This is a genomic window from Gelidibacter sp. (genome assembly GCF_039916245.1).
In the GTDB taxonomy this organism is placed as follows: domain Bacteria; phylum Bacteroidota; class Bacteroidia; order Flavobacteriales; family Flavobacteriaceae; genus Gelidibacter.
Genome location: NZ_JBDSLS010000217.1, coordinates 1 through 24,312, shown reverse-complemented (window position 1 = coordinate 24,312; position 24,312 = coordinate 1). Strand labels below are relative to the sequence as shown.

The window sequence follows — 24,312 nt, the reverse complement described above, 5'->3', positions numbered from 1 at the left end:
CCCATTGGTTTTTTGTCGTAAGAGATCAACATGTTTTTTACAACACGGTAATGATCTAATGCCATTTTGTGGTTTTCACGACCAAATCCTGATTCTTTCACACCACCAAATGGAGCGTGAGCAGGATAAGTATGATATTGGTTTACCCAAACTCTACCCGCTTGGATCGCACGTGGAACTTGGAATAATTCGTGAGCGTCACGAGACCAAACACCAGCACCTAATCCGTAAGGAGTATCATTTGCAATAGCGATAGCTTCTTCAGTAGAACTAAATGTAGTTAAAGCTACAACTGGTCCAAAAATTTCTTCTTGGAAAACACGCATGTCGTTTGTTCCTTTTAATACTGTTGGTTGGATGTAATATCCTTCTGAAATATCACCTTCGTAGTTACCAGCGTCACCACCAGCCAATACTTCAGCACCTTCTTCTTTACCAATTTTGATATAGTTAAGAATTTTTTCGTACTGTGGTTTAGAAACTTGAGAACCAATCATTGTTTCAGGATCTAATGGATTACCAGTTTTGATAGCACCTAAACGCACTTGCATTCTTGCGATAAAATCATCAGCGATATCTTCGTGAACTAAAATACGAGTTGGAGCTGTACAAATTTCACCTTGATTAAGTGCAAACATTAACGCTCCTTCAATAGCTTTGCTATAAAAATCATCGTCTTGATCTGCTACTGATGGGAAGAAAATGTTTGGAGATTTTCCACCTAATTCCATTGTTACAGGAATAATGTTCTCAGCTGCATTGTGTAAAACTTTACGTCCTGTTTCTGTTGAACCAGTGAATGAAAGTTTAGCAATACGGTTAGATGTTGCTAAAGCTGCACCCGCTTCTGAACCAAAACCAGTTACGATGTTTAACACACCTGCAGGTAAAATATCACCAATAAGTTCCATTAAAGCGATAACACTTGTAGGAGTTTGTTCTGCTGGTTTTACAACTGCAGTACAACCTGCTGCTAAAGCTGGAGCAATTTTCCAAGCTAGCATTAACATTGGGAAGTTCCAAGGAATGATTTCACCAACAACTCCAATAGGTTCGTGTAAAACGATACTTACTGTGTTTTTGTCATGCTCAGAGATACTTCCTTCGTCTGCACGGATAACTCCTGCAAAATAACGGAAGTGATCAATACAATAAGGGATATCTGCAGCTCTTGATTCACGGATTGGTTTACCGTTATCAATTGTTTCTAGTGTTGCCAAGTATTCGAAGTTATCTTCCATTACTTGAGCAATTTTCAATAACATATTGCTACGTTCCGTTGCTGAAGTTACACTCCAAGTTGGGAATGCTGCGTGTGCTGCGTCTAAAGCAAGATCGATATCTTCTTGCGTTGAACGGGCTGCTTGAGTAAAAACTTTTCCATCAACTGGAGATACGTTGTCGAAGTACTGACCTAAAATAGGTGCTACGAACTTACCGCCAATAAAATTCCCGTATCTTTCTTTGAATACAGGTTTTGTTACATTTGCCATAATTATAAATTTAAATTTGATTCTTAACTGAAGCTTGCCTAAACAAACGTTGTTTAATTATGATGCAAATTTACGTCGGCTTTCCAGCTTGCTATTTATTGAAATGGTTCAACAACTTATGAAAATAGGTCAATGTGAAGATTATATAAAAACAAAAAGGCCCACGTATAGATAGGTGCCTAAAAACTAGATACTTATATTACTCGTTCTTAATTCGAAATATCTGTTGGACTAACTCCGAACTTATTTTTAAAGGCAACGCTAAAGTTAGATAGGTTGTTGTAGCCTATATCTAAATAAATATCAGAAGCTTTTAAATCGCCTGCTTCCAGAAGTTCTTTCGCCTTTTGCAAACGTTTATCTTGCAACCATTTCCCTGGTGGTTCTTTATATTCTGAAGTAAAATGACGCTTGAAAGTCGATAGACTCATATGACATAAAAATGCAATTTCTTCCAGTTTCAAATTGGAGTGCACATTACTTTCTACTATGTTTTTAAAAGGGGAAACCTCTTTGGATATTAATGAACGTAAATAATACTCGAAATTGGATCCGTATTTGTTAAGTAAATACAGCATGATTTCCTCAAATTTTAGGGATAATAAAGCATTGCTATAACTGTGATTTTGAAATGTATCAGATGACAGGGACGTTATAAATGCAGCAAGATAATTATCATTCTCAATAACGAAATAAGGAACCTCCTCTTTATAGGGTTTCACGTCATTAGTGTATTTGCTTAAAAATTCGGTCAGTTTTTTTTCAGAAAAAAAGAAAAGCTTGCAATAATATATAGCATCTGTATCTAATAATTCGGTCCAGAGCCAATTTCCTTTTTTCAGCAACAGTGACTGTTTGTTATTTACAGCCATTGAAGTATTTGCAAAATGCACTTGCTTTTTACCCTCTTGCAAAAAGCTAAACATATTCATACTTAAGTTGACTTTGCTTTTTACAACATCACTGGTCATTTTAAAATCATAGACAAACAAATCTGGAATGTTAGATTGCTTAACAGCATAAATTTCAGGTATGTTTTCTATTGGCATCTGTTTTTTTTTAGATGTGAAATCACTTTAATAATTGAAATATATTTAACTAATACTATTTTTTATAGGCCTTCTGACAAACATTAGTCTACAAAGATACCTATTGAAAAGGATAATTATAAAATCTGATCACAACTCAATACTCTCCCCAATCTCCAACAACATCAAATCCTTGCCCTTATCAAAAAATTTACGCTTGGATTCTTCATGGTCAATTTCGATATAACCAAACGTATCATAATGGTAGCCCATGATTTTATCACATTGGACAAAATCGCTCGCAATAATGGCGTCGTCAACACCCATGGTAAAGTTGTCGCCAATAGGTAAAATGGCTAAATCGAGCTTGATTCGCATAGGAATAAGTTTCATGTCCATCGCAAGAGCCGTGTCGCCCGCTATGTAAATGTTTTTTCGTTCGCCTTCGATAACGAAACCTCCTGGTTGTCCGCCATAGCTTCCATCAGGGAATGACGAGGTGTGAATGGCATTAACATATTTCACATTGCCAAATTCAAAATCCCAAGCCCCGCCATGGTTCATTGGATGCACTTCAAAGCCCATTTTCTCAAAATGAGTGGCAATTTCAAAATTAGAAACAATCATCGCATTTGTGCGCTTGGCAATGGCTTCCACGTCTAAAATATGATCTTGGTGTGCATGGGTTATTAGGATATAATCCGCTTTCAACGTATTAATATCAACATGAGATGCTTTTTCGTTGGCTGAAATAAAAGGATCTACTAAAATGTTGACATCATTGACTTCAATACCTAAACTGGCATGACCGTAAAATGTGATTTTCATGATTTTGGAAATTAAAAGATGTTATTTTTTGAACGACTTAAATATATTCAAAATATTTCGAGGTACTTCATTTCAGAAGAATAAAAGCAGTGTTTATAAAAAGAAAAACTCAGACATATTATTCAATATGTCTGAGTTTTAAAGCCCCAAATCTTATAACCAACTTAATAGCAAATAAATGTCGGCTAAAAAATATACTTAAATATACAAATTAATTATTTGACAAACAAGCATTTACATCCTTTTTCATAAGATATACCCTATTCCTAACAACAATGAAAACAAGAATGTTGACAATGCCAAAACTTTCAATTGCGAATCAAAATCTGAAGAAGCCTTGGCTTTTACAATTTTTTTTATGTGTATTATGAGCGGAATATAAGCTATTAAAAAAATGAAATTCCATAAGGAGGTATAATAGAGAATTGCAAAAACGACTCACAAAACCAGCGCACTGATGACTACAAACAGATGATATACTTTTGATTTTTGTTTCCCCAATTTTACCGCTAAGGTCATTTTGTTGGATAATTTATCAGATTCGATATCTCTCATATTATTCAGGTTTAATACCCCAACACTGAGCAATCCAACCGCTAGAGCAGGCAACACAACGATATGATCCAATTGTTTGGCATACAGAAAATAGCTGCCCACGACACTTACAAATCCAAAGAAAACCAGCACATAAACATCACCTAAACCTCTATAGCCATAGGCTGAATCTCCCATAGTATATTTCATGGCCGCATAAACCGAAATACCTCCCAAAACAAAAAAGAGAAGGGTATATAAAAAGTAACCATGCCCAAAAGCCTTAAAAATAAGCAGCATGGTCAATACTATAACAACTAAGACGTTTATTTTCAACGCCTCCAGCATTTGTTTTGGTGTAATTTCTCCACTTTGAATGGCGCGCGTAGGTCCTACTCTCGTGTCATTATCAGTGCCTTTTACTCCATCGCCATAATCATTGGCTAAATTGGAGAGAATTTGCAACCCAACAGTAACCAATAAAGCAAGTATAAAAACGATGGAATTGAAGAATCCGTTATAAACAGCAAAACAACTTCCTACAACGATTCCTGAAATAGATAAAGGCAGCGTCCGTAATCTGAACGCTGACAACCACAGTTTTATTTTTTTCATTCTAAGATTTTGGCTGTATTATGGAATCCATTTTTTCTCAAAGTTCGGCTTCCTTTTTTCCAAAAATGCGTTTCGTCCTTCAATGGCTTCGTCGGTCATGTAGGCTAATCGGGTGGCTTCACCAGCAAAAACTTGTTGGCCAACCATGCCGTCATCGGTTAAGTTCATCGCAAACTTCAGCATTCTTATAGAGGTTGGCGATTTTCCTAATATTTCCTGAGCCCATTCATAGGCGGTATCTTCCAATTCGTCATGTGGAATGACCGCATTGACCATACCCATTTCATAAGCTTCTTGAGCGGAGTAATTTCTTCCTAAGAAAAAGATTTCACGTGCTCTTTTTTGACCTACCATTTTCGCTAAATAAGCAGAACCGTAACCGCCGTCAAAACTCGTGACGTCAGCATCTGTTTGTTTGAAAATCGCATGTTCTTTACTCGCTAAAGTAAGATCGCACACCACATGCAAACTGTGACCGCCACCAACTGCCCATCCAGGAACCACTGCAATAACTGCTTTAGGCATGAATCGGATAAGGCGTTGCACTTCCAGTATATTTAAGCGATGGTAACCATCCTCTCCTACATATCCTTGATGTCCTCTGGCTTTCTGATCGCCACCACTACAAAACGAATAAACGCCATCTTTAGATGATGGTCCTTCCGCAGATAATAATACGACCCCAATATTTACATCTTCGTTGGCATCATAAAAAGCATCGTACAATTCGCTGGTGGTTTTTGGCCGGAAGGCATTTCTAACATCGGGTCTGTTAAAAGCAATTCGCGCTACACCATTACATTTTTTATAGGTAATATCTTGATATTCCTTGACAGTTTCCCACTTGATTTGACTCATGTAATTTCGTTTTTAAAGTGAATTAAATAAGATAGATGCCATCTTCCTTAATATCAATTAATCGTTGTTTATATAAAGTTCCAATGGCTTTTTTAAAGGTCTTTTTACTCATTTGTAAAGCATCCTTGATATCCTCTGGATCTGATTTATCCGTTAAATTGAGATAACCTCCGTTGTCTTCCAACTCATGCATAATGTTATCTGCATTAGGTTCAATCTTTCTATAACCTATTTTCTCTAAAGTAATATCCAGTTTATTATCAGGTCTGATTTTTTTGACGACACCTTTCATACGGTCCCCAATGCTCAGCTCCTTATAAATGTCATCTTGAAAAATGAGTCCCGCATGTTTATTATTGACAATAACGTTCATGCCAATATCTGATGGGTGGGAAATAATAACATCCACTTCTTCAAATTGTGTGACGGTCAACTCCGTATTATCCAGAAAATGATTGGTTTTACTGGAGGCCACCAACCGATCCGTTTTCTCATCCAAATAGCAATGGACCAAATACCAGCCGCCTTTTTTCATCTTAAATGCCTGTTCAATAAATGGACAGAACAGCTCTTTTAACATGCCCCAATCCATAAAGGCACCGTGATCTGTGACCTGATTGCAACGCAACATGGCAAATTCACCACGTGTTATATAAGGTCTGTCCGTAACGGCAACCAAACGTTCTTCATTATCTAAATAAACAAAGACCTCAATTTTGTCCCAAATCTTAAAAGTTTCGGGCACATATCTGTTTGGCAATAGAACTTCATTGCCTTCTGTATCTGCTATATAAAGGCCTTGCTCGGCCTCTCGAAGTATTTCGAGTGTGTTGTATTCTCCAATATGTATCATGCTACAAAGGTAAGTATATTCGTGTTTATCCCACAAAAAAAGCGCTACAGTTCTGAACAATCAGAAGTAACGCTTTTCAAATTTTAAGGTTTCATACTATTTGTTGTACACCGCTTCCTTTTTGAAGTGCTTTGTCAATAAATAATAGACAACTGCTCTGTATTTATTTCTATTAGATTTACCATAAGTTTCTATAACTGCATCCATTCCTTTATCTAAATCGGGACCATCCTTCAATCCTAATTTTTTGATCAAAAAGTTGTTTTTTACAGTTGCCAATTCAGAAGGATCAGTTCCAGAAACTGTTGAAGAGTCGGCATTATAGATTGATGGGCCACAACCAATGGTGACTTTGGTCAACAAATCCATATCAGCATTAACACCACATTTTTCTTTTAAATCTGCGGCATACTTAGTAATTAATTCATCTCTTTTACTCATGTTTATGGTTTTTAGTGATATATAATTAATCCTTCAATATAGTGATTTTTAATTTATTTTTAAAATATTAATTACCGACTTTATGTTTAATTAAGCCCTTTAAAATAGGTAAGTAAAACTTCATCATTTAATTGTTCTGCAGTGTTGATTTCTAGAATTTTCGGTTGTTTACTTTCATTAAAAAACATCGTTAGCGCATTTACCAAATCACTCTGACTAGATACTTTTTTATACTTAAAATTGAACATCTCAGCCAGGTGTTGTGCCGTCAAATGGTGCTTCGTTTCAAAATAAGTGTCAAAATTTTCGGTGTTTTTATGTCCTGGAAGAATTCTGAAAATTCCGCCGCCACCATTATTGATTATGATTATCCTGAATGAATTGGGAATGTAATTGTTCCAAAGGGCGTTACTGTCATAAAAGAAACTCAAATCGCCCGTAATAAAATTTGTTTGACGTTTATGAGCTACTGCGCAGCCTATCGCAGTTGACGTACTCCCATCAATACCACTAGTACCTCTATTACAATAGACTTCTATCGATTTATGGATGTCAAATAATTGCGCATATCGAATGGCCGAACTGTTACCAATTTGTAATATCGAGTCATTGGGCAGCATTTTAAAAAGCGTATCAAAGACTTTGAAATCTGAAAATGGAACGCTCTCCAGATAACTATTGTGCTTTTTAGCCCGCTCCGATTTAATTAGCGTCCAATAATTCCGATAGGAACTTTTGATTTCTTTGGTCTTCGGCAGAAATTCGCTAAAAAAATAATTCGGATCTTCCTTTATGTGTTGGGTCAAGCAGAAATATGTATCATAAGCGCGAGTTTCACTGATATGCCAATGCTCTTTGGGTTGGTATTCCCTTAAAAAAGTTTTTATTTTTTTGGAAACTACCATTCCTCCAAAAGTGATGAGGATTTCCGGTTGGAGCTTTATAAAATCTTCCTTTTGTAAGGGCGAAATTAACTTATCGATATTTGGAAAAAAAGCGCCGTGATCTATATTTGAAGTGCTTTCGGTAAACACGACCACACTATCATCTTTTGCCAGGAAGTTTAACCACTTTTGCTCGATTTTATCGGGTGTGTACTCGCCTACCAATACCATTTTTCGTTTGGCTTTTCCCCAAGCATTTAAGCATTGATCCAGGATAAATGAATCCATTTTAGGTTCCTCAAATTCGATTTTGATGTTTTTTGGAGCCACTTTCAAAGTGTCCACCATCTCATATAAAGGTTCATCAAAGGGCACATTGATATGTACCGGACCTTTCTTGAACACGGCTTTATTAATCGCGTCATTCAGTTCGCGTTCATTGTGCGTTTGAATATCCTTTTGAAGCCCTAATAAGCGCTCCAATTTATCTTCGATATTCTTGAAAATCGGAATGTCTTCACTCACAGGAATGTTCAGCTCATCCTTTAAATCCAACTTTAAATTGGCCGAATGGATGATGTGATTTTCAAAAACATTCTTTTGATTGATGGTTTGTCCGTCGCCAATGTTCTGAAGATGCTTTGGTCGATCGGCAGAGAGTACAATCAACGGGATTTCGCTGTAAAATGCTTCGGCAACGGCGGGATAAAAATTAAGCAACGCACTTCCCGAGGTGCAGGTTACCAATACTGGCGCTTCAATTTGTTGCGCAATGCCAAGTGCGAAAAACGCTGCGCAGCGCTCATCTACAATGCTATAACATTTAAAAAAAGGATCGTTAGTAAAACCAATGGTCAACGGTGCATTTCTGCTTCCTGGAGAAATGACAATGTGTTTGATGTTTTTTGCTTTGCAAAGCTGAATAACAGTCTGCGCTAGCGGAATTCTAGGATATTTCATTCATGCGTAAATCTGATAACAAAAGTACGAAAATTGAAGTTGAATATGAAAATGAAATCGAAGTTGAAATCGAAATTGAAATTGAAGTTGCCTGCCCGTCCGCAGCTTTAGCCAAGTCGGGAATTTGAATATCTAACAAAGATTAGTGTAAACTAAAACCCCAAACAATAGAAACTTGAAACAACAGAAACCTGAAACCCCAAACAACAGAAACCTGAAACTCAAGTTACAACCCAATAGTCCCCTCTATAATACACTTTTTATAATTTGAGATTTATGAACGGTTTCTTGCCATTCTGCCTCGGCATTCGAGTCTTTTGTGATGCCGCCGCCAACGTAGATAAAAATATTTTGATTTTTTATCTGCATACAACGCAGATTGACATAAAGGTTGGATACCGATTTCTGAACGTTATAGGCATTGTTTTCCACATTGCGCCTGTTTGTATTTCTTTTAAGGGTTTCTTTTAGATGTAATTCGCCCATAAAACCGGAATAAAATTCGCGCGGATAGCCCTCATTTTCTATGATATACGCTTTGGCCTTTTCTTTTGGGAAACCACAAACGGCGGGTGTTGGATGTAAGGCCTCTAAAATTGGTTTCAAGGCACTTGTTTCAGGTTTTAATTGCATGGAGATTTCAGTTTGCAGATGTAACAAATTCCCAGCTTTTACAGTTTTTGGTCCTGAGACTTTTATGGCGTCATTTGAAACCTGGATACTGCTGACTGCTTGCCCGTCCGCAGCTTTAGCGACGGCGGGAATACTGCCGACTGATGAGTGAGGACTGATGACTGACCGCAGACTCTCCACAATAAAATCAGTAACTATTTGCTGTTCTTCTTTTTCTTTTTCTTTCCAAACCACATCTTCCGATCCTTCAAAAGCCTGAGTTCCTGCCAAAGACATTGTTTTTAGCTGGTTCCCGCTGACACTTAGCAAGGTTTCGGGTGTTGCTCCAAGCCACAAGCCCACCTTAGGATGGTACCAAATAGATACAAATGCTGTTGGATAACGTTGCAGTAAACGTTTAAATATCGCAATAGGATTGGTCCCAACCCTCTCAATAACTTCTCGTCTTGACAACACTACTTTTGAAAAACAATCTTCCTTTATGCCTTCAATACCCTTCTCAACACGCTTTATATGTGATTGTTTATCTGCCTGCTGAATGGAATTGATACTATGAGATACTGTTTCCTGAAAATTTATTTCATCTTCAGAAAAATCATGTTGATCAAATGGAACAGTAAGGACATCCGAATGATTTAAAGGAATTAAAAAGGCATCTTCGCGGCTATCAAAAGGTGCAAACACAAATCCGCTTTCGGTAAAATCAGAAATAACATGTAGCGTGTCATCACCTTGAAGCATGGCTTTTAATTCGGACGTATTTGGTTTTCGATACGCTACAAAAGGCAACTTGGCATACAGCTGTTTTTCGATCTGCTCAAAAAATTGATCCAAGGGCATGCTATTTGGTTTTTGGTAAAGTTATGGTAGATAATCTGCAGATGGAGACCAAATTATCATGGTCGTCTGTAATTCGTATATCGAGAAGTTGTGTCGTTCTTCCTTTGTGAAGAAAGGTCGCTTTGGCATAAACAAATCCGTCTCTTACAGATTTTAAATGATTGGCAGTAATTTCGATGCCGCGCACAACTAGATGTTCAGTATCCAAGAAAATATGTGACGCAAAACTTCCAACACTTTCTGCCAAAGCCGCCGTGGCGCCACCATGAAGCACACCATCAGGCTGATAGACTCTAGAATTTACCGGCATTCTGGCCACTAAAAAATCTGGGCCGTAGTCCACCATTTCTATATTCAAGGTTTCCATCAAAGTGTTTTTACTGGCGCTATTCGCTCTTGTCAAAACTTGTTCTTTCGATAATTGCATAGAAAAATAATGTTTTTGTGATCAAATGTAAAGGTACGGAAGTAGTTTCTAGTTTCTAGTTTCTAGTTTCTAGTTTCTAGTTTCTAGTTTCTAGTAAATTTAATTTTTTTGAATGTTATACCCTTCCGTTTGCTTCATTTTCTTTGTTATTTGGAATTTGTTTTTTGAAATTTTCTATTGCTATCTCCGTATCTTTAGAGATTAACAATTTATCACAGCATGAAGTCACAAGAAAAAGAAATCTCCTACGAAGCCACCAACTCCTACTCCACTTTAAACACTTTATCTGAACGCACAAAAAATGTATGGTTCGTTTGCCATGGCATGGGGTATTTGAGTCGGTATTTCTTGAAATATTTTGCAGATTTGAATCCGCAGGAAAATTATATTATTGCTCCCCAAGCACAGAGCAAATACTATGTACCGCCAAAACTTAAACATGTCGGCGCAAGTTGGCTGACCAAAGAAAATACCATTAATGAAACTCACAATGTGATGCGTTATTTTGATGCTGTTCTTGAAGCAGAACAGATTCCTGAGCATCTTACTTTAGTTCTTTTGGGCTATTCACAAGGGGTATCCGTAGCGTTGAGATATGTCGCAAAAAGACAATTGAAATGCTCTCAAATAGTGATGATGTCAGGTGGAATTCCTAAGGAGTTAACTGCTGAAGATTTTAACTTTTTAGATCAAATAACAAAAGTGTCTTTGATTTATGGAACTAAGGACGAATATTTAGATGAGGATCGACTTAGTATAGAAAAAAACAATGCTTTCGAATTGTTTGGACATTGTAATTTACAAATCATTCCTTTTAAAAGTGGACATATGGTAAACAAAACGCTGCTAAACCTACTTGTATAAATTAAAAAAGCGACCATTTTTTAGATGGCCGCTTTAAATTTAATAGATTGAACTAATTAATGTTTGGCATCAGATGAAATCACTTTCTTGATTTCAACACCTCTATTTGTGGTTATTTTCACAAATAGCATGTGTTTTACAGCTTTTGTTAAATCAAATTTGACTTTCACTTTTTTACCTTTTTTATACGAGGTGTTCTTGTAAGAATCTATTAGGATACCTCTGATGTCTCTAATTTCAATGAAAACATCAGTATCATAATTGTAACTATAAGAAACATTTACTTTATCCACAAATGGATTTGGCGATACGATGAAATCTCCACCCTTTTGCACACTTACAGCTGTCAGCTCCCTGCTGCACACACTCTCACAGCCATCGGCACGTACGGTTACGGTATAGATACCGGCAAGCGTAAGGTTCCTGATCGTGGCCGTGCTGGCCGTAAAGCCGCCCGGTCCTGTCCAGGAATATGCTGTGCCACCTGTTGCGGTAAAGCTTGCAGACTCACCTTCGCAAATAACATTGTCGCCCGTGATATTACATACTGGTAAAGGATTGACTGTCAGTCCTCTGCTTCGTACACTCTCACAGCCATCGGCACTTACGGTTACGGTATAGATACCTGCAAGCGTAAGGTTACTTATGGTAGCCGTGCTTGCCGTAAAGCCGCCCGGTCCGGTCCAAGAATATGCTGTGCCGCCTGTTGCGGTAAAGCTGGTGGAGCCGCCTTCACAAATAACATTGTCGCCCTTGATGTAACAAACCAGTTTTTTGCTCACGATAAGTTCCCTGCTGCAAGTGCTTTCACAACCGTTCCCATCGGTGACGGTTACGGTGTAGATACCGGCAAGCGTAAGGTCACTGATCGTGGCCGTGCTGGCCGTAAAGCTGCCCGGACCTGTCCAGGAATAGCTGGTACCACCTGTGGCGGTAAAGCTGGTGGAGCCGCCTTCACAAAGAACATTGTTGCCCGTGATTTCACATACCGGCAAAGAACTGACTATCAACTCCCTGCTTCGTACACTCTCACAGCCATCGGCACTTACGGTTACGGTATAGATACCTGCAAGCGTAAGGTTACTGATGGTAGCGGTGCTGGCCGTAAAGCCGCCCGGTCCTGTCCAGGAATATGCTGTGCCACCTGTTGCGGTAAAGCTGGTGGAGCCGCCTTCACAAATAACATTGTCGCCCTTGATGTAACAAACCAGTTTTTTGCTCACGGTAAGTTCCCTGCTGCAAGTGCTTTCACAACCGTTCCCATCGGTGACGGTTACGGTGTAGATACCGGCAAGCGTAAGGTCACTGATCGTGGCCGTACTGGCCGTAAAGCCGCCCGGACCTATCCAGGAATATGCTGTGCCACCTGTTGCGGTAAAGCTGGTGGAGCCGCCTTCACAAAGAACATTGTTGCCCGTGATTTCACATACCGGAAAAGGATTGACTATCAGCTCCCTGCTTCGTGCACTCTCACAGCCATTGGCACTTACGGTTACGGTATAGATACCCGCAAGCGTAAGGTTGCTGATCGTGGCCGTGCTGGCCGTAAAGCCGCCCGGTCCGGTCCAGGAATATGCTGTGCCGCCTGTTGCGGTAAAGCTTGCAGACTCACCTTCACAAATAACATTGTCGCCCTTGATGTAACAAACCAGTTTTTTGCTGACGGTAAGTTCCCTGCTGCAAGTGCTTTCACAACCGTTCCCATCGGTGACGGTTACGGTGTAGATACCGGCAAGCGTAAGGTCACTGATCGTGGCCATGCTGGCCGTAAAGCCGCCCGGACCTGTCCAGGAATAGCTGGTACCACCTGTTGCGGTAAAGCTGGTGGAGCCGCCTTCACAAAGAACATTGTTGCCCGTGATTTCACATACCGGCAAAGGATTGATTGTCAACTCCCTGCTGCATACACTCTCACAACCATCGGCACTTACGGTTACGGTATAGATACCAGCAAGCGTAAGGTTACTGATCGTGGCCGTGCTGGCCGTAAAGCCACCCGGTCCTGTCCAAGAATATGCTGTGCCGCCTTTTGCGGTAAAGCTGGTGGAGCCGCCTTCACAAATAACATTATCGCCCTTGATGTAACAAACCAGTTCTTTGTTCACGGTAAGTTTCCTGCTGCATATGCTTTCACAACCGTTCCCATCGGTGACGGTCACGGTGTAGGTACCGGCAAGGGTAAGGTCGCTGATGGTGGCCGTGCTGGCGGTAAAGCCGTTCGGCCCTGTCCATGAATAGCTGGTGCCGCCCGTAGCGGTAAAGCTCGTGGAGCCACCTTCACAAAGTACATTGTCGCCCGTGATCTCACAGACCGGCAAAGGATTCACCGTAACACTAATATGATTTGATTCTACACTACCGCACTCACCTGTATTTGTTACAAAATAGTCACCACTCACGGTGACTACAATAGATTCCGTTGTCTCTCCTGTACTCCAGGTTCCGCCAACATTCCCAGAAAGAGTAACGATGTCACCAGTACAAAATGTTGTAGCTCCACTCGCAGAAATTGTAGATGCGATTGGCAATCCGTTGGTGATCTTGTTATTATGTAAGTCAATAGCTCCGGCACACGTAAGGGCCCTGCCATTAAGTGCAGCTGCTTCCAAAATATGTATAGCCCCGTTAGCTACAATAGTACCCTGAAAAAAAGAACCTTCGCCTAAAGTAACTGCACCATTTATTTGCCAATAAATATTACAGAAAGAGGCTCCATTAATTAATGTCACCATTGAGCCTACGGTTGTACTAAAAGCACCATCTATCTGAAAAATAAATATCGCATTCGGATCATTTCCCGCATCTAAAAACAGTTCCCCGTTTAAAGTTGAAGCAGCTCCCAAAATGTAAATGTCAGGTGTAAGCGTTTGACCGCTTCCTAGTGTAGTCCCTATAACGGTACCGCCAAGAATCCCGTCCAATTCACTATATGCAGCGCACACATCCGATGCTGCTGTTGCCGAAACACCATCTGCATCATGAATACTTCCAATTACCACTCCGGGGGGAAACCCTGTGACACCGCCTACATTGGAGCCAATGTCACCTATAACAACAGTTGCTCCATCGTTTGTAAAAGCACCGACGGATGTGAAAACCGCAAATTCCGAAGCAGATCCTAAGTCTGGCGCTTGACCAAAGCTATGGGATGACAAAAATACCATTATCAATGTTATAATTGTAGAAGATAATTTTAATTTCATACAGGTATATTTTACTAGGTTATTAATAAATATTGGGTGGGAACAATTTAAATTCTTAGATCCCGCATAAATGTCATCCTTATTCCCAGTTATTACATCTAAGTAAATACATCGAATTGATGTTCAAAATAAGGATGATTTGTAATTGAGGAACTCACCACTTTGTAGAGGTTCCATCTATACAACCAAGGTTCAGTGCTTTTTATATCAATTATCAGGGGCGCGAGCATTGGTGCAATTTATCAAGCCAGACTCAACAGCTCCACTATTGGAACAATAAACCATGGCCGTACATGGGTTAGGCCAATGACCCACAGTGATATTTGGTTGGCATTCAACCGGTGAGGACTTACTTTGTGCAATTAGATTGCCACTGGGTATAAAAAAAGCCGTCATTGATAGGCAGCAATAAAGCAGTAATATGAGTGATGAATAAAAAGTATACCCTTCGTTTTCTCGTAGAATTTTCATAACTTCTTAAGTTTTAATTAATAGCAAAATTTGCATAAAACAAGTAGATATGTAGGATATAGGCAGATTTGGAAGTGATGCAACAAAATTTATAGCACAACAAGTAATACGTAAATTTTTTAATAATTGCTATTAATCAAAAAATCTGCTAGTAATCTATTGAAAAGATTATTGTAATTTATTTTTCTAGGATAAATCAAATATATAAAATAAAATGTTAAAAAAAACAATTAATTTTAAATAAATTGCTGACTTGCAGTAATTTACTAAAAGTTCATATAAATGTAAAGATAGTTCAGAAAATTATCTTGATAAATTACTTTATTGAAATTTGGAACAATATCAAGATTTAATCGAAACTGCGGACCAAAAACATTCAATATTTAATAAAAATATGAAACTCCTGATATTACAATATGAAGGATTTTACGGAGATTAAAGTACTTCATCAAATTAATGATAGAATATATGATCTTCTTTCCAATCCCGAATTTCTAAATCAGCATCTAACGTCAATACCAAACTAACAAAATTAGATTTGAAGAGACTGTCCGGATTAATAATATCATCGTTAATTTACTAGATTATCAATAATTGCTTTCGTCGATAATATAGCTTTTGTATATTCTATGCTAGGTCCAGCGACCCATATCGTTTTATAAGTTGCTTCAGTAGCTGCTTTTTCGGTGGCTTTCATACCTATTGAAAAACGGATCATCTTGACCCATTTTTTGAGCTTTTTGTTCTTGTTCAATAGTGATTCCAACCCCGATTCATTAGTACCAATTTTTTGAACATAGGGCGTATTGATCACTGTACAAGGCGTCCCTGAAATGCGTTGCGTCATGACAATATCCTTCGCGCCATAGTCCACACAAGCTTGTTTATACTCGTCCGTCACCCCAGCTTCCAATGAAGCTATAAATGGACTCCCCACCGAAACACCGTCTGCGCCATAGCTCAACATGCTCTCCAACTCTGCTTTAGTCCCAACGCCACCCGCAGAAATCACAGGAATCTTACAATTGCTTTTTAAGAGTTGGATCAATTCTTTTGGAGACAAATCGCCGCGATGTCCTCCTGCTTCGTTATTGACCGCAATAATGGCATCCGCACCCAACGCTTCCACCTTTTTAGCGAATTTCAAATCGGTAACATCACACAACACTTTGATCCCAACCTTATGAGCTTGATTGATTGTTTCTTCTGGGCTTCCCAACGAGGTGATTATAAAATCACAGCCTTCTTCACACAGCACACGCAATTGCTCTTTGTATTTGATATTGGATTTGTTAACGATCAGATTAAAGCCAAAAGAGCCACCCCGCCCATCGGTCGGGCAAGCTTCTACTTTAGCAGCTTTCAATTCATAAATAGCAGCTTTGAGCTCTGGAAGGGTTCTATAGTTTAAAGCTGGAATACATCCTGCAATACCTGCTTTCATGGCTTCAATAACCATGGCTGTATTAGACACCAAAAACATAGGTGCTTTGATAATTGGGTATTTAATGTTGAGGAGTTGACTGAGTTCAGTTGACATTGGAAGTTGCTTTAAATACCTGACAGGTTTTGGAAACCTGTCAAGCCTGTATGATTTTCACAAATATATAAAATTATTATGCATGCATAGTATTTTTTTATACCAAAAGTAGAGCCTCAATTATTATGAAATAATGTTTTAAAAACGTAATTTTAGAAGTCTTTTATTAGGCTATCCGCTTTATATTTCTGAATATATAATGCTTTTATATGGCTACCGTACAACATAATTTTGATTCTTATATTGACCTTTTAATAAATAATCCACTTTTTGAAGGCGTCACCCACCAATCGATGATTTCCTTGGTAGAAAACTGTAAATTGAAGCGTCTTATTAAAGGAACGCCTTGTATTGGAAAGGAAAAAACGCATTACAATTTCTATTTTATTACTAACGGAAAAGTAAAAGTATTTAACCTAAACAATTCCGACAAGCAATTCACGCTATTCATCTTATCTAAAAATGATGTTTTCGATGTGTTCACATTGATCAATAACCAGCAACATAATGTGTGTTATGATGTGCTTCAGGATTTAGATGTTTTGGTTATTTCCATAGATGCATTAAGAGATTGGCTCAAAAAAAATCCGCTTACTTTAAACTGCTTCTTTAGATATACCATTAAAAAATTCGAGTTATTGGAATCGCATATTTTGGATTTAGGAACGAACAATTTAACTGCTAGATTGGCAAATCTTCTATTGCAACATTATAATGTTGAAAACCATCAAATTGAGGGTATAAACGATTTAACGCACGATGAACTAGCGCAATTAATTGGCACCTCAAGAGCTGTTTTTAACCATCATATCCAAGAATTCAAAAAAGCGGGTATTATTCACGTAAGCCGAAAACATATCGAAATCCTTAATCTTTTACTCCTGACAGAATTAAGTCAAACCGAGGATCCTTTCATATGAGTGTCACTTCATAATTTCTTGTTAATTAATAATTGAATGCTAATTTGGTAGCAAAACCACTTTTATTATTCAATTACTTTTGGCTCTGTATTATTCCCAACATCAAAACACTTTTTACATTAATCACACCAAGGAGTTAGCTTATTAAATTAGGCCAGGAAAAGAATTTTCACAATCCAGCTACTCCACAACAAACAAGCAACTATTAAAACATATAGAAATCATGAAAACACTGTTAATCGGTCTATCTATTTTAGGTCTTACCAACCTAGCCCATGCGCAAAACGACACTTACGTGGTTAATCACGTACAATTAAAAGAAATCGAGGCTACTCCTAATATAAACCCCATCTATTTTAATGCCGTTCACGATAAAAATGCATCACAACAAGTAGAAATTTTAGAGACCGAAGTAGAACATTTTGACATTACCAAGTCTCCGATATTTACCAATACCTTTGAAACCTACACTATGTTGTTCCAAACTACCGATGGCAGTATTATGGCTTCCTATGATGAAAAAGGCAAACTCCTTAATTGCGTTGAAAAATTTGAAAATGTAATTTTACCAGAAAAGGTACTCCAAACACTTCAATCCAATTATCCAGATTGGACTCTAAATAAAACGACTTATCGCGTCAACTATTATCAAGGTGAAAATGTTAAGAAACTATACCAAGTCCAAATCAAAAACGGCGAGGATAAAATGAATTTAAAAATTGATTGCCAAGGAGAAATTTTAAATCACCGAAATCATAATAAATTGTAATTCAAGAATAAACTTTAAAAAAACGCAATTCTTTATAATTTATGGTTGCGATCTTACTTCAGCTTCGTGCTTCAAGTTCATAATATGCTTCGACAGGCTCAGCTTATGCAAACCTCTTAGGTTTCCAAAACCTGAGAGGTTTAGTGCGTTTCATTTTCTCTGGATTGGTAATTGATAACCCTTCCGTCTTCAATTCCTTTTCTGGAATTGAAGCCACCTTCCCTTGAAAAAAGGGAAGGAGTCTTTAGATTCTGATGTATTTTAAGATTTGGCAAGAAATTTATCTTCTCAGAGGTTTTCTAAAATTTAAAAGCAGAAAAAAACGCAACCAAATGAATGATTGCGTTTTTACTTCTACTTCCTGCTTCGTGCTTCAAGCTAATAATATGCTTCGACAGGCTCAGCTTATGCAAACCTCTCAGGTTTCCAAACCAGAGAGGTTTAGTGCGTTTAATTTTCTCTGGATTTGTAATTGATAACCCTTCCGTCTTCAATTCCTTTTCTGGAATTGAAGACACCTTCCCTTGAAAAAAGGGAAGGAGTCTTTAGATTCTGATGTATTTTAAGATTTGGCAAGAAATTTAACTTCTCAGAGGTTTTCTAAAATTTAAAAGCATAAAAAAACGCAACCAAATGAATGATTGCGTTTTTACTTCTAACTTCAAGCTTCATGCTTCAAGCTAATAATATGCTTCGACAGGCTCAGCATAAGCGATTCACACAATTTTGCTTAGGCAAAATTGGTTCTCTGCTTATTTCACTTCTTCAAAATCAACGTCCTCAACATCACTGCCTTCATGGGACTGTCCACCTTGACCAGCATCAGGTCCCGGTTGTGCACCACCCTGAGCATCACCTTGTGCTTTATACATTTCTTCGCTAGCTACTTTCCAAGCTTCATTGATTTTCTCAAGAGCTGGGTCAATTAGTGCGACATCTTTAGATTCGAAAGCTGCTTTCAATTCTTCAAGTGCTTCTTCAATCGGTTTTTTCTTATCATCCGATAATTTTTCACCAAATTCTTTCAATTGACTTTCTGTTTGGAAAATCATCGCGTCAGCAGCGTTTAATTTTTCAGCTTTCTCTTTTGCTAATTTATCAGACTCAGCATTTGCTTCAGCATCAGCTTTCATCTTTTTGATTTCTTCTTCAGTCAATCCAGAAGATGCTTCAATACGAATATCTTGTGTTTTTCCGGTTGCTTTATCGCCTGCAGTAACATGGATAATTCCGTTCGCATCAATATCAAACGTCACTTCGATTTGAGGCGTTCCACGTTGTGCTGGTGGAATACCATCTAAATGGAAACGTCCAATTGTTTTGTTATCGGCAGCCATTGTACGCTCCCCTTGTAATACGTGGATTTCCACTGAAGGCTGATTGTCGGCAGCTGTTGAGAACACTTGTGATTTTTTAGTAGGAATTGTTGTGTTAGCTTCAATTAATTTCGTCATCACGTTACCCATAGTTTCGATACCAAGAGATAATGGCGTCACATCAAGAAGCAATACATCTTTCACATCTCCTGACAAAACACCACCTTGAATTGCAGCACCTACAGCTACAACTTCGTCAGCGTTAACACCTTTACTAGGCGCTTTTCCGAAGAATTTTTCAACGGCAGCTTGTACAGCAGGAATACGTGTAGAACCACCAACTAAGATAACTTCATCAATATCATCTTTTGAAAGACCTGCAGCTTTCATTGCATTTTGACAAGGATCGATTGTACGTTTTACTAAATCGTCAATCAATTGCTCAAATTTTGCACGGGTTAACGTTCTTACCAAGTGTTTTGGTCCGGTTGCAGTGGCCGTAACATAAGGCAAGTTAATTTCTGTTTGTGCAGAAGATGACAACTCAATCTTCGCTTTCTCAGCAGCTTCTTTCAAACGTTGAAGAGCCATTGGGTCTTTACGTAAGTCGATATCTTCTTCTGATTTAAATTCGTCAGCCAACCAATCGATAACCTTTTGGTCCACATCATCACCACCTAAATGGGTATCTCCTTCTGTTGATAATACTTCAAAAACACCATCACCTAATTCAAGGATAGAAACGTCATGTGTTCCTCCACCAAAGTCAAAAACCACAATTTTTTGGTCTACTCCTTTTTTATCCAATCCGTAAGCTAATGCTGCAGCCGTTGGTTCGTTTATGATACGACGAACTTTCAAACCCGCAATTTCACCTGCTTCTTTTGTTGCTTGACGTTGTGAGTCATTAAAATAAGCTGGTACTGTAATTACAGCTTCGCTTACTGTTTGACCTAAATAATCCTCAGCAGTTTTCTTCATTTTTTGAAGAATCATTGCTGATAATTCTTGCGGTGTATATAAACGACCATCGATATCTACTCTTGGCGTATCGTTGTCACCTTTTACAACTTTATATGGTACACGTTCTGCTTCTTTTTTAGACTCAGAATACTTATTTCCCATAAAACGTTTGATCGAAGAAACCGTTTTTGTCGGATTTGTTACGGCTTGACGTTTTGCTGGGTCACCAACTTTAATTTCACCACCTTCGACGAAAGCAATGACAGATGGCGTAGTTCTTTTACCTTCTGCGTTAGGAATTACAACTGGCTCATTACCTTCCATTACCGAAACGCAAGAGTTGGTTGTACCTAAATCGATTCCAATTATTTTACTCATAATATATGTTTTGTGTTGAATTATTAATTTTTTATTTCTCTTAGTCTATGTCAATGATTGTGCCATGACAGAAAATATGACAAGGTGTCATTTTTAACTAAAACTTTGGTCTTATTTTGACTTGTTTACAGAAACGAATTGTAATTTTACATAAATTATAAAAAAAATTGACATGAAAAAGATTGCATCCTTATTATTCGTATTCGCCCTTGTACTAACTGCTTGCACTGGCGACCAAGGCCCAATGGGACCTCCAGGTTTAGATGGCCTTGATGGACAAGACGGCGGCATCATCGCCTCGTCTGCCTTTGAAATTGAAGTCGATTTCAATGCTGCCAATCAATTTTCGCATACTGAAAAATATGGCTTTGAAGTTTTGAACACGGATGTGACGCTGGTGTATATTTCCTGGGAAACTACTGACGGCAAAGACGTTTGGCGTTTAATGCCTCAAAACGTCTATTTTGATGATGGCATTTTGGTTTATAATTTTGATTTCACACAAACGGATGTTCGTTTCTTTCTAGACGGCACTAAAAATCTAACAACCTTAGGTTCAGAATGGACACAAAAGCAAGTTTTCAGAGTGGTCGTCATCCCTGCGGATAATGTAGGTGTAGACGTTTCCAATCTGAAGGATGTCATGCAGGCCTATAACATTGAAAGTTTTGAGATGAAATAAGCTTAAAAAAGAAGTTTTTGTAGAAAAGGATGTTTTTAGCACACTCTTTTGTCAGTTAAATCGTATTTTAATAAAGGAAAAACGAACGTCAACTGACATTTTATTGTGAGGTAAAAACATCCTTTTTATTTATAGGACTCACTAAAAATGCTAAATCACATTGTCCTTCAAGGACTTAAAACTTAAGTCCCGGCTTTAATTTATAGAGCATTAAAAATCGAAGGCTATATTCGACCAATAGCACTTATTTACACCAACAATTGCCGCGTTTTCCTAAATATCTTCTATAACAAACAGTATCTTTGCCCGTTCACTTAAACGTTTGCGTCAATGGAGTGTATTTCTGTATTTGATATGTTAAAGATTGGAGTTGGGCCATCAAGCTCCCACACTTTAGGTCCGTGGCGCGCTGCCGAACGCTGGATCGCGGAATTAAAGGAAAGTAATAGATTTGAAAAGGTAGAACAAATCACTGTTGATCTATATGGCTCTCTTTCCTTGACAGGAAAAGGCCACGCTACCGATTACGCCGTGATATTAGGCTTAAGCGGTGCCGATCCTGAAACCGTTCCTATCGACAGTATTGAAACGACCATTGTTGAAGTCAAAAACACACATACCTTGCTTTTTAATAATGAAAGGCCTGTGGATTTTGATGTCAAGAAAAACATTGTTTTTAATAGAGAGTTTTTACCATTTCATGCTAACGGCATGAAATTTACCGCAACCATTGAAGGACGTGCATACAGTTCGACGTTTTATTCTATCGGTGGCGGATTTGTGGTCAAAGAAGAACGCAAGACATCAAAAAAGAAAGAGGAAATCTTTCATAACACTTTCCCCTATCCTATCCGATTAGGCACAGAATTACTGGCCTATTGCCATGAATTAAACTTGCCAATCTCCAGTGTAGTTTTAGAAAACGAGAAATCAATCCGAGATATGGATACCATCGACTTTGAGTTGAAACGGATCTGGGACACCATGTTGGAATGCATGTATATTGGCTGTCATACAGAAGGCAGTTTACCTGGCGGATTAAATGTGAGGCGCCGAGCGTTTGACATGCATAAAAGTTTGAAATGTGATTTGCCGTACAGCAATCCACAGGAATGGTTGCAAACCATCAGAAAAACGGAAGTCAAGTTTCGGGAAATCCTTAAATGGGTCAGCTGTTTTGCACTCAGTGTCAATGAAGTCAATGCGGCCTTAGGTCGTGTTGTGACAGCGCCGACCAATGGAAGTGCTGGTGTTATTCCCGCAGTTTTGATGTATTATATGGTCATCGAAAATCATGAGGCTGATTTTGAGCATATCAAGAAATTCCTATTGGTTTCTGGAGAAATTGGCAGTATTTTCAAGAAAAACGCGACTATTTCAGCCGCTATGGGCGGATGTCAGGCCGAAATTGGCGTGTCCTCTTCCATGGCAGCTGCTGCACTTTGTGAATTATTGGGAGGTTCAGCCGATCAGGTTTTAATTGCTGCTGAAATTGCGATGGAACATCATCTTGGATTAACCTGCGATCCTATTGCCGGTTTGGTTCAAATCCCATGTATTGAACGCAACGCCATGGGTGCCATCAAAGCCATAAATGCTGCAGAATTAGCCTTGAACACCGATCCAAAGAATGTGAAAGTACCCTTAGACAAAGTGGTGCAAACCATGTGGGAGACTGCAAAGGACATGAGTTCAAAATACAAAGAGACTTCTGAAGGTGGCTTGGCGGTTAGCGTCCAACTTTCAGATTGTTAATCTTAAATAATGAAAGACCAGAATGCCATGGAAATTTGAAGAGCCACTTCTTATTATTGAATTGTACACTATATTTCGACCGCAAATAAGGTTATTTCCAAATCCATTTCATGAGTTATTCTCCTTTTAAAATAGTCCTTTATATTGTTATTACGCTTTTGGTATTGCTTGGAATAACTTTTTTTAGCACTTCAAAAAAGCGCGATAATGGTAGCACTCAAGAAGGTTTTTTTATAGGCGACCTCCATATTAAATACACAACGTTTGACAGTTTTCTGCAAGAAAGTGGCTCTGACCGTTCGCATATTAAAAGTTTAGATAGTATTGTGAGCAATATCGAGAACTTGGTTAAAGATCTCGATGACGACAAGCCCGAAACGACACTAAAACCTAAAATTCCCGATTTCACAAAAATTGACACTTCCAAAGTGCAGCGTATCAGCTATCCTAATAACCGATTGGCCTTTATTGCCCAATTGCGCGAAAGTTTGGAAAGTGGTCGATGCCGCATCATACATTATGGCGATTCGCAACTGGAAGGCGATCGCATTTCAGCCTATCTTCGAAATCGTTTGCAAGGCATATATGGTGGTTCAGGTCCTGGCTTTATTCCTATTGTGCAGGTTTACCACCAAATTAGCGCCAATGTCACGCCTTCTGACAATTGGACCCGACATGCGTATTTTGATCCCACACAGGCCAAGTTTCCGCATAAAAAATATGGCGCGTATTCATCGCTATCTCGGTTTACAGAGGCTTATGAAACGGTGGACAGTCTGCTCCTCGATTCTTTGAAAATAAAAAAAGCAACGATCACTATTGGAGTTCCGACCAAATCCTACGGACTTTTAAAAACCTTCACTAAAATAGGTTTGCATTACGGCCATACCGTGGCACCGACCACTATCAAAGTTTATAATGACGATGTACTAATCAAATCAGAACACTTGATTGCGGATGGTTCTTATCACAAATTTCCTATCGATTTAGCAACAACGCCTTCCAATCTTAAAATTGAAATTGAAAGCAAAATAAGCCCCGATTTTTATGGACTTAC

General features: G+C 38.5%; 19 protein-coding genes and 1 pseudogene. 7 read left to right on the top strand and 13 right to left on the bottom strand.

What is annotated here, in order from left to right:
* The 8 genes from ABIQ28_RS11495 to ABIQ28_RS11460 all read right to left on the bottom strand — a co-directional run.
* A partial coding sequence (locus ABIQ28_RS11495; protein WP_348037422.1) for an aldehyde dehydrogenase family protein occupies positions 1-1,493 on the bottom strand: 1,493 nt, incomplete at its 3' end.
* A gap of 209 nt (positions 1,494-1,702) precedes the next feature.
* A complete protein-coding gene (locus tag ABIQ28_RS11490; protein WP_348037420.1) occupies positions 1,703-2,542 on the bottom strand; it encodes an AraC family transcriptional regulator in 840 nt (279 codons plus the stop codon).
* 129 nt (positions 2,543-2,671) lie between these two features.
* Entirely contained in the window at positions 2,672-3,349 is a 678-nt protein-coding gene (locus ABIQ28_RS11485; protein WP_348037418.1) for a metal-dependent hydrolase, read from the bottom strand.
* 438 nt (positions 3,350-3,787) lie between these two features.
* Positions 3,788-4,498, bottom strand: coding sequence for a 1,4-dihydroxy-2-naphthoate octaprenyltransferase (menA, locus tag ABIQ28_RS11480; RefSeq protein WP_348037416.1), 711 nt, complete (start codon positions 4,496-4,498; stop codon positions 3,788-3,790).
* Positions 4,499-4,516: 18 nt separating this feature from the next.
* Positions 4,517-5,356, bottom strand: coding sequence for a 1,4-dihydroxy-2-naphthoyl-CoA synthase (locus tag ABIQ28_RS11475; protein ID WP_348037414.1), 840 nt, complete (start codon positions 5,354-5,356; stop codon positions 4,517-4,519).
* 22 nt (positions 5,357-5,378) lie between these two features.
* Positions 5,379-6,209, bottom strand: coding sequence for a S1-like domain-containing RNA-binding protein (locus ABIQ28_RS11470; protein WP_348037412.1), 831 nt, complete (start codon positions 6,207-6,209; stop codon positions 5,379-5,381).
* 96 nt (positions 6,210-6,305) lie between these two features.
* Complete coding sequence (locus ABIQ28_RS11465) at positions 6,306-6,650, bottom strand: DUF2853 family protein (RefSeq protein WP_348037410.1); 345 nt, start codon at positions 6,648-6,650, stop codon at positions 6,306-6,308.
* An 86-nt stretch (positions 6,651-6,736) separates the two neighbouring features.
* Positions 6,737-8,494, bottom strand: coding sequence for a thiamine pyrophosphate-binding protein (locus ABIQ28_RS11460; RefSeq protein WP_348037408.1), 1,758 nt, complete (start codon positions 8,492-8,494; stop codon positions 6,737-6,739).
* Positions 8,495-8,496: 2 nt separating this feature from the next.
* Between ABIQ28_RS11460 and ABIQ28_RS11455 the strand changes: the two genes are divergently transcribed.
* Complete coding sequence (locus ABIQ28_RS11455) at positions 8,497-8,622, top strand: hypothetical protein (protein WP_348037406.1); 126 nt, start codon at positions 8,497-8,499, stop codon at positions 8,620-8,622.
* A 118-nt stretch (positions 8,623-8,740) separates the two neighbouring features.
* Here ABIQ28_RS11455 and ABIQ28_RS11450 read toward each other — a convergent pair whose 3' ends face one another.
* Together ABIQ28_RS11450 and ABIQ28_RS11445 are read right to left on the bottom strand one after the other, a co-directional pair.
* Positions 8,741-9,967 carry a chorismate-binding protein gene (locus ABIQ28_RS11450; protein WP_348037404.1) on the bottom strand — a complete coding sequence of 409 codons (1,227 nt, stop codon included), beginning with the start codon at positions 9,965-9,967 and terminating at the stop codon, positions 8,741-8,743.
* Position 9,968: 1 nt separating this feature from the next.
* Positions 9,969-10,394: a PaaI family thioesterase gene (locus tag ABIQ28_RS11445; protein ID WP_348037402.1), complete on the bottom strand. Its 426-nt coding sequence runs from the start codon at positions 10,392-10,394 to the stop codon at positions 9,969-9,971.
* 219 nt (positions 10,395-10,613) lie between these two features.
* Here ABIQ28_RS11445 and ABIQ28_RS11440 point away from each other — a divergent pair, with 219 nt between their 5' ends.
* Positions 10,614-11,258, top strand: a complete 645-nt coding sequence (locus ABIQ28_RS11440; RefSeq protein ID WP_348037400.1) for an esterase — start codon at positions 10,614-10,616, stop codon at positions 11,256-11,258.
* Positions 11,259-11,314: 56 nt separating this feature from the next.
* On the opposite strand, the gene ABIQ28_RS11435 is transcribed toward ABIQ28_RS11440, so the two are convergent.
* Positions 11,315-14,422, bottom strand: coding sequence for an ice-binding family protein (locus tag ABIQ28_RS11435; protein ID WP_348037398.1), 3,108 nt, complete (start codon positions 14,420-14,422; stop codon positions 11,315-11,317).
* A 1,081-nt stretch (positions 14,423-15,503) separates the two neighbouring features.
* Complete coding sequence (locus ABIQ28_RS11430; protein ID WP_348037396.1) at positions 15,504-16,472, bottom strand: nitronate monooxygenase; 969 nt, start codon at positions 16,470-16,472, stop codon at positions 15,504-15,506.
* A gap of 209 nt (positions 16,473-16,681) precedes the next feature.
* On the opposite strand from ABIQ28_RS11430, the gene ABIQ28_RS11425 reads away from it, so the two are divergent.
* Together ABIQ28_RS11425 and ABIQ28_RS11420 are read left to right on the top strand one after the other, a co-directional pair.
* A complete protein-coding gene (locus ABIQ28_RS11425) occupies positions 16,682-17,392 on the top strand; it encodes a Crp/Fnr family transcriptional regulator (RefSeq protein WP_348037394.1) in 711 nt (236 codons plus the stop codon).
* A 223-nt stretch (positions 17,393-17,615) separates the two neighbouring features.
* Complete coding sequence (locus ABIQ28_RS11420; RefSeq protein ID WP_348037392.1) at positions 17,616-18,161, top strand: hypothetical protein; 546 nt, start codon at positions 17,616-17,618, stop codon at positions 18,159-18,161.
* Between the two features lie 752 nt (positions 18,162-18,913).
* On the opposite strand, the gene dnaK is transcribed toward ABIQ28_RS11420, so the two are convergent.
* Complete coding sequence (gene dnaK, locus ABIQ28_RS11415) at positions 18,914-20,818, bottom strand: molecular chaperone DnaK (protein WP_348037390.1); 1,905 nt, start codon at positions 20,816-20,818, stop codon at positions 18,914-18,916.
* 172 nt (positions 20,819-20,990) lie between these two features.
* On the opposite strand from dnaK, the gene ABIQ28_RS11410 reads away from it, so the two are divergent.
* The 3 genes and pseudogenes from ABIQ28_RS11410 to ABIQ28_RS11400 all read left to right on the top strand — a co-directional run.
* Positions 20,991-21,500, top strand: a complete 510-nt coding sequence (locus tag ABIQ28_RS11410) for a hypothetical protein (protein WP_348037388.1) — start codon at positions 20,991-20,993, stop codon at positions 21,498-21,500.
* 330 nt (positions 21,501-21,830) lie between these two features.
* Complete coding sequence (locus ABIQ28_RS11405; protein ID WP_348037386.1) at positions 21,831-23,255, top strand: L-serine ammonia-lyase; 1,425 nt, start codon at positions 21,831-21,833, stop codon at positions 23,253-23,255.
* Positions 23,256-23,365: 110 nt separating this feature from the next.
* Positions 23,366-24,312: pseudogene (locus ABIQ28_RS11400) on the top strand (lipase); the annotation flags it as partial.

Bases quoted from the DNA above. Each gene is read 5' to 3' on its own strand.
- ABIQ28_RS11490 (WP_348037420.1), bottom strand. From the start codon at position 2,542: ATGCCAATAGAAAACATACCTGAAATTTATGCTGTTAAGCAATCTAAC.
- ABIQ28_RS11475 (WP_348037414.1), bottom strand. From the start codon at position 5,356: ATGAGTCAAATCAAGTGGGAAACTGTCAAGGAATATCAAGATATTACC.
- ABIQ28_RS11465 (WP_348037410.1), bottom strand. From the start codon at position 6,650: ATGAGTAAAAGAGATGAATTAATTACTAAGTATGCCGCAGATTTAAAA.
- ABIQ28_RS11425 (WP_348037394.1), top strand. From the start codon at position 16,682: ATGGCTACCGTACAACATAATTTTGATTCTTATATTGACCTTTTAATA.
- ABIQ28_RS11420 (WP_348037392.1), top strand. From the start codon at position 17,616: ATGAAAACACTGTTAATCGGTCTATCTATTTTAGGTCTTACCAACCTA.
- dnaK (WP_348037390.1), bottom strand. From the start codon at position 20,818: ATGAGTAAAATAATTGGAATCGATTTAGGTACAACCAACTCTTGCGTT.
- menA (WP_348037416.1), bottom strand. From the start codon at position 4,498: ATGAAAAAAATAAAACTGTGGTTGTCAGCGTTCAGATTACGGACGCTG.
- ABIQ28_RS11440 (WP_348037400.1), top strand. From the start codon at position 10,614: ATGAAGTCACAAGAAAAAGAAATCTCCTACGAAGCCACCAACTCCTAC.
- ABIQ28_RS11485 (WP_348037418.1), bottom strand. From the start codon at position 3,349: ATGAAAATCACATTTTACGGTCATGCCAGTTTAGGTATTGAAGTCAAT.
- ABIQ28_RS11470 (WP_348037412.1), bottom strand. From the start codon at position 6,209: ATGATACATATTGGAGAATACAACACACTCGAAATACTTCGAGAGGCC.
- ABIQ28_RS11455 (WP_348037406.1), top strand. From the start codon at position 8,497: ATGCGTAAATCTGATAACAAAAGTACGAAAATTGAAGTTGAATATGAA.
- ABIQ28_RS11410 (WP_348037388.1), top strand. From the start codon at position 20,991: ATGAAAAAGATTGCATCCTTATTATTCGTATTCGCCCTTGTACTAACT.
- ABIQ28_RS11460 (WP_348037408.1), bottom strand. From the start codon at position 8,494: ATGAAATATCCTAGAATTCCGCTAGCGCAGACTGTTATTCAGCTTTGC.
- ABIQ28_RS11445 (WP_348037402.1), bottom strand. From the start codon at position 10,394: ATGCAATTATCGAAAGAACAAGTTTTGACAAGAGCGAATAGCGCCAGT.
- ABIQ28_RS11450 (WP_348037404.1), bottom strand. From the start codon at position 9,967: ATGCCCTTGGATCAATTTTTTGAGCAGATCGAAAAACAGCTGTATGCC.
- ABIQ28_RS11430 (WP_348037396.1), bottom strand. From the start codon at position 16,472: ATGTCAACTGAACTCAGTCAACTCCTCAACATTAAATACCCAATTATC.
- ABIQ28_RS11435 (WP_348037398.1), bottom strand. From the start codon at position 14,422: ATGGTATTTTTGTCATCCCATAGCTTTGGTCAAGCGCCAGACTTAGGA.
- ABIQ28_RS11405 (WP_348037386.1), top strand. From the start codon at position 21,831: ATGGAGTGTATTTCTGTATTTGATATGTTAAAGATTGGAGTTGGGCCA.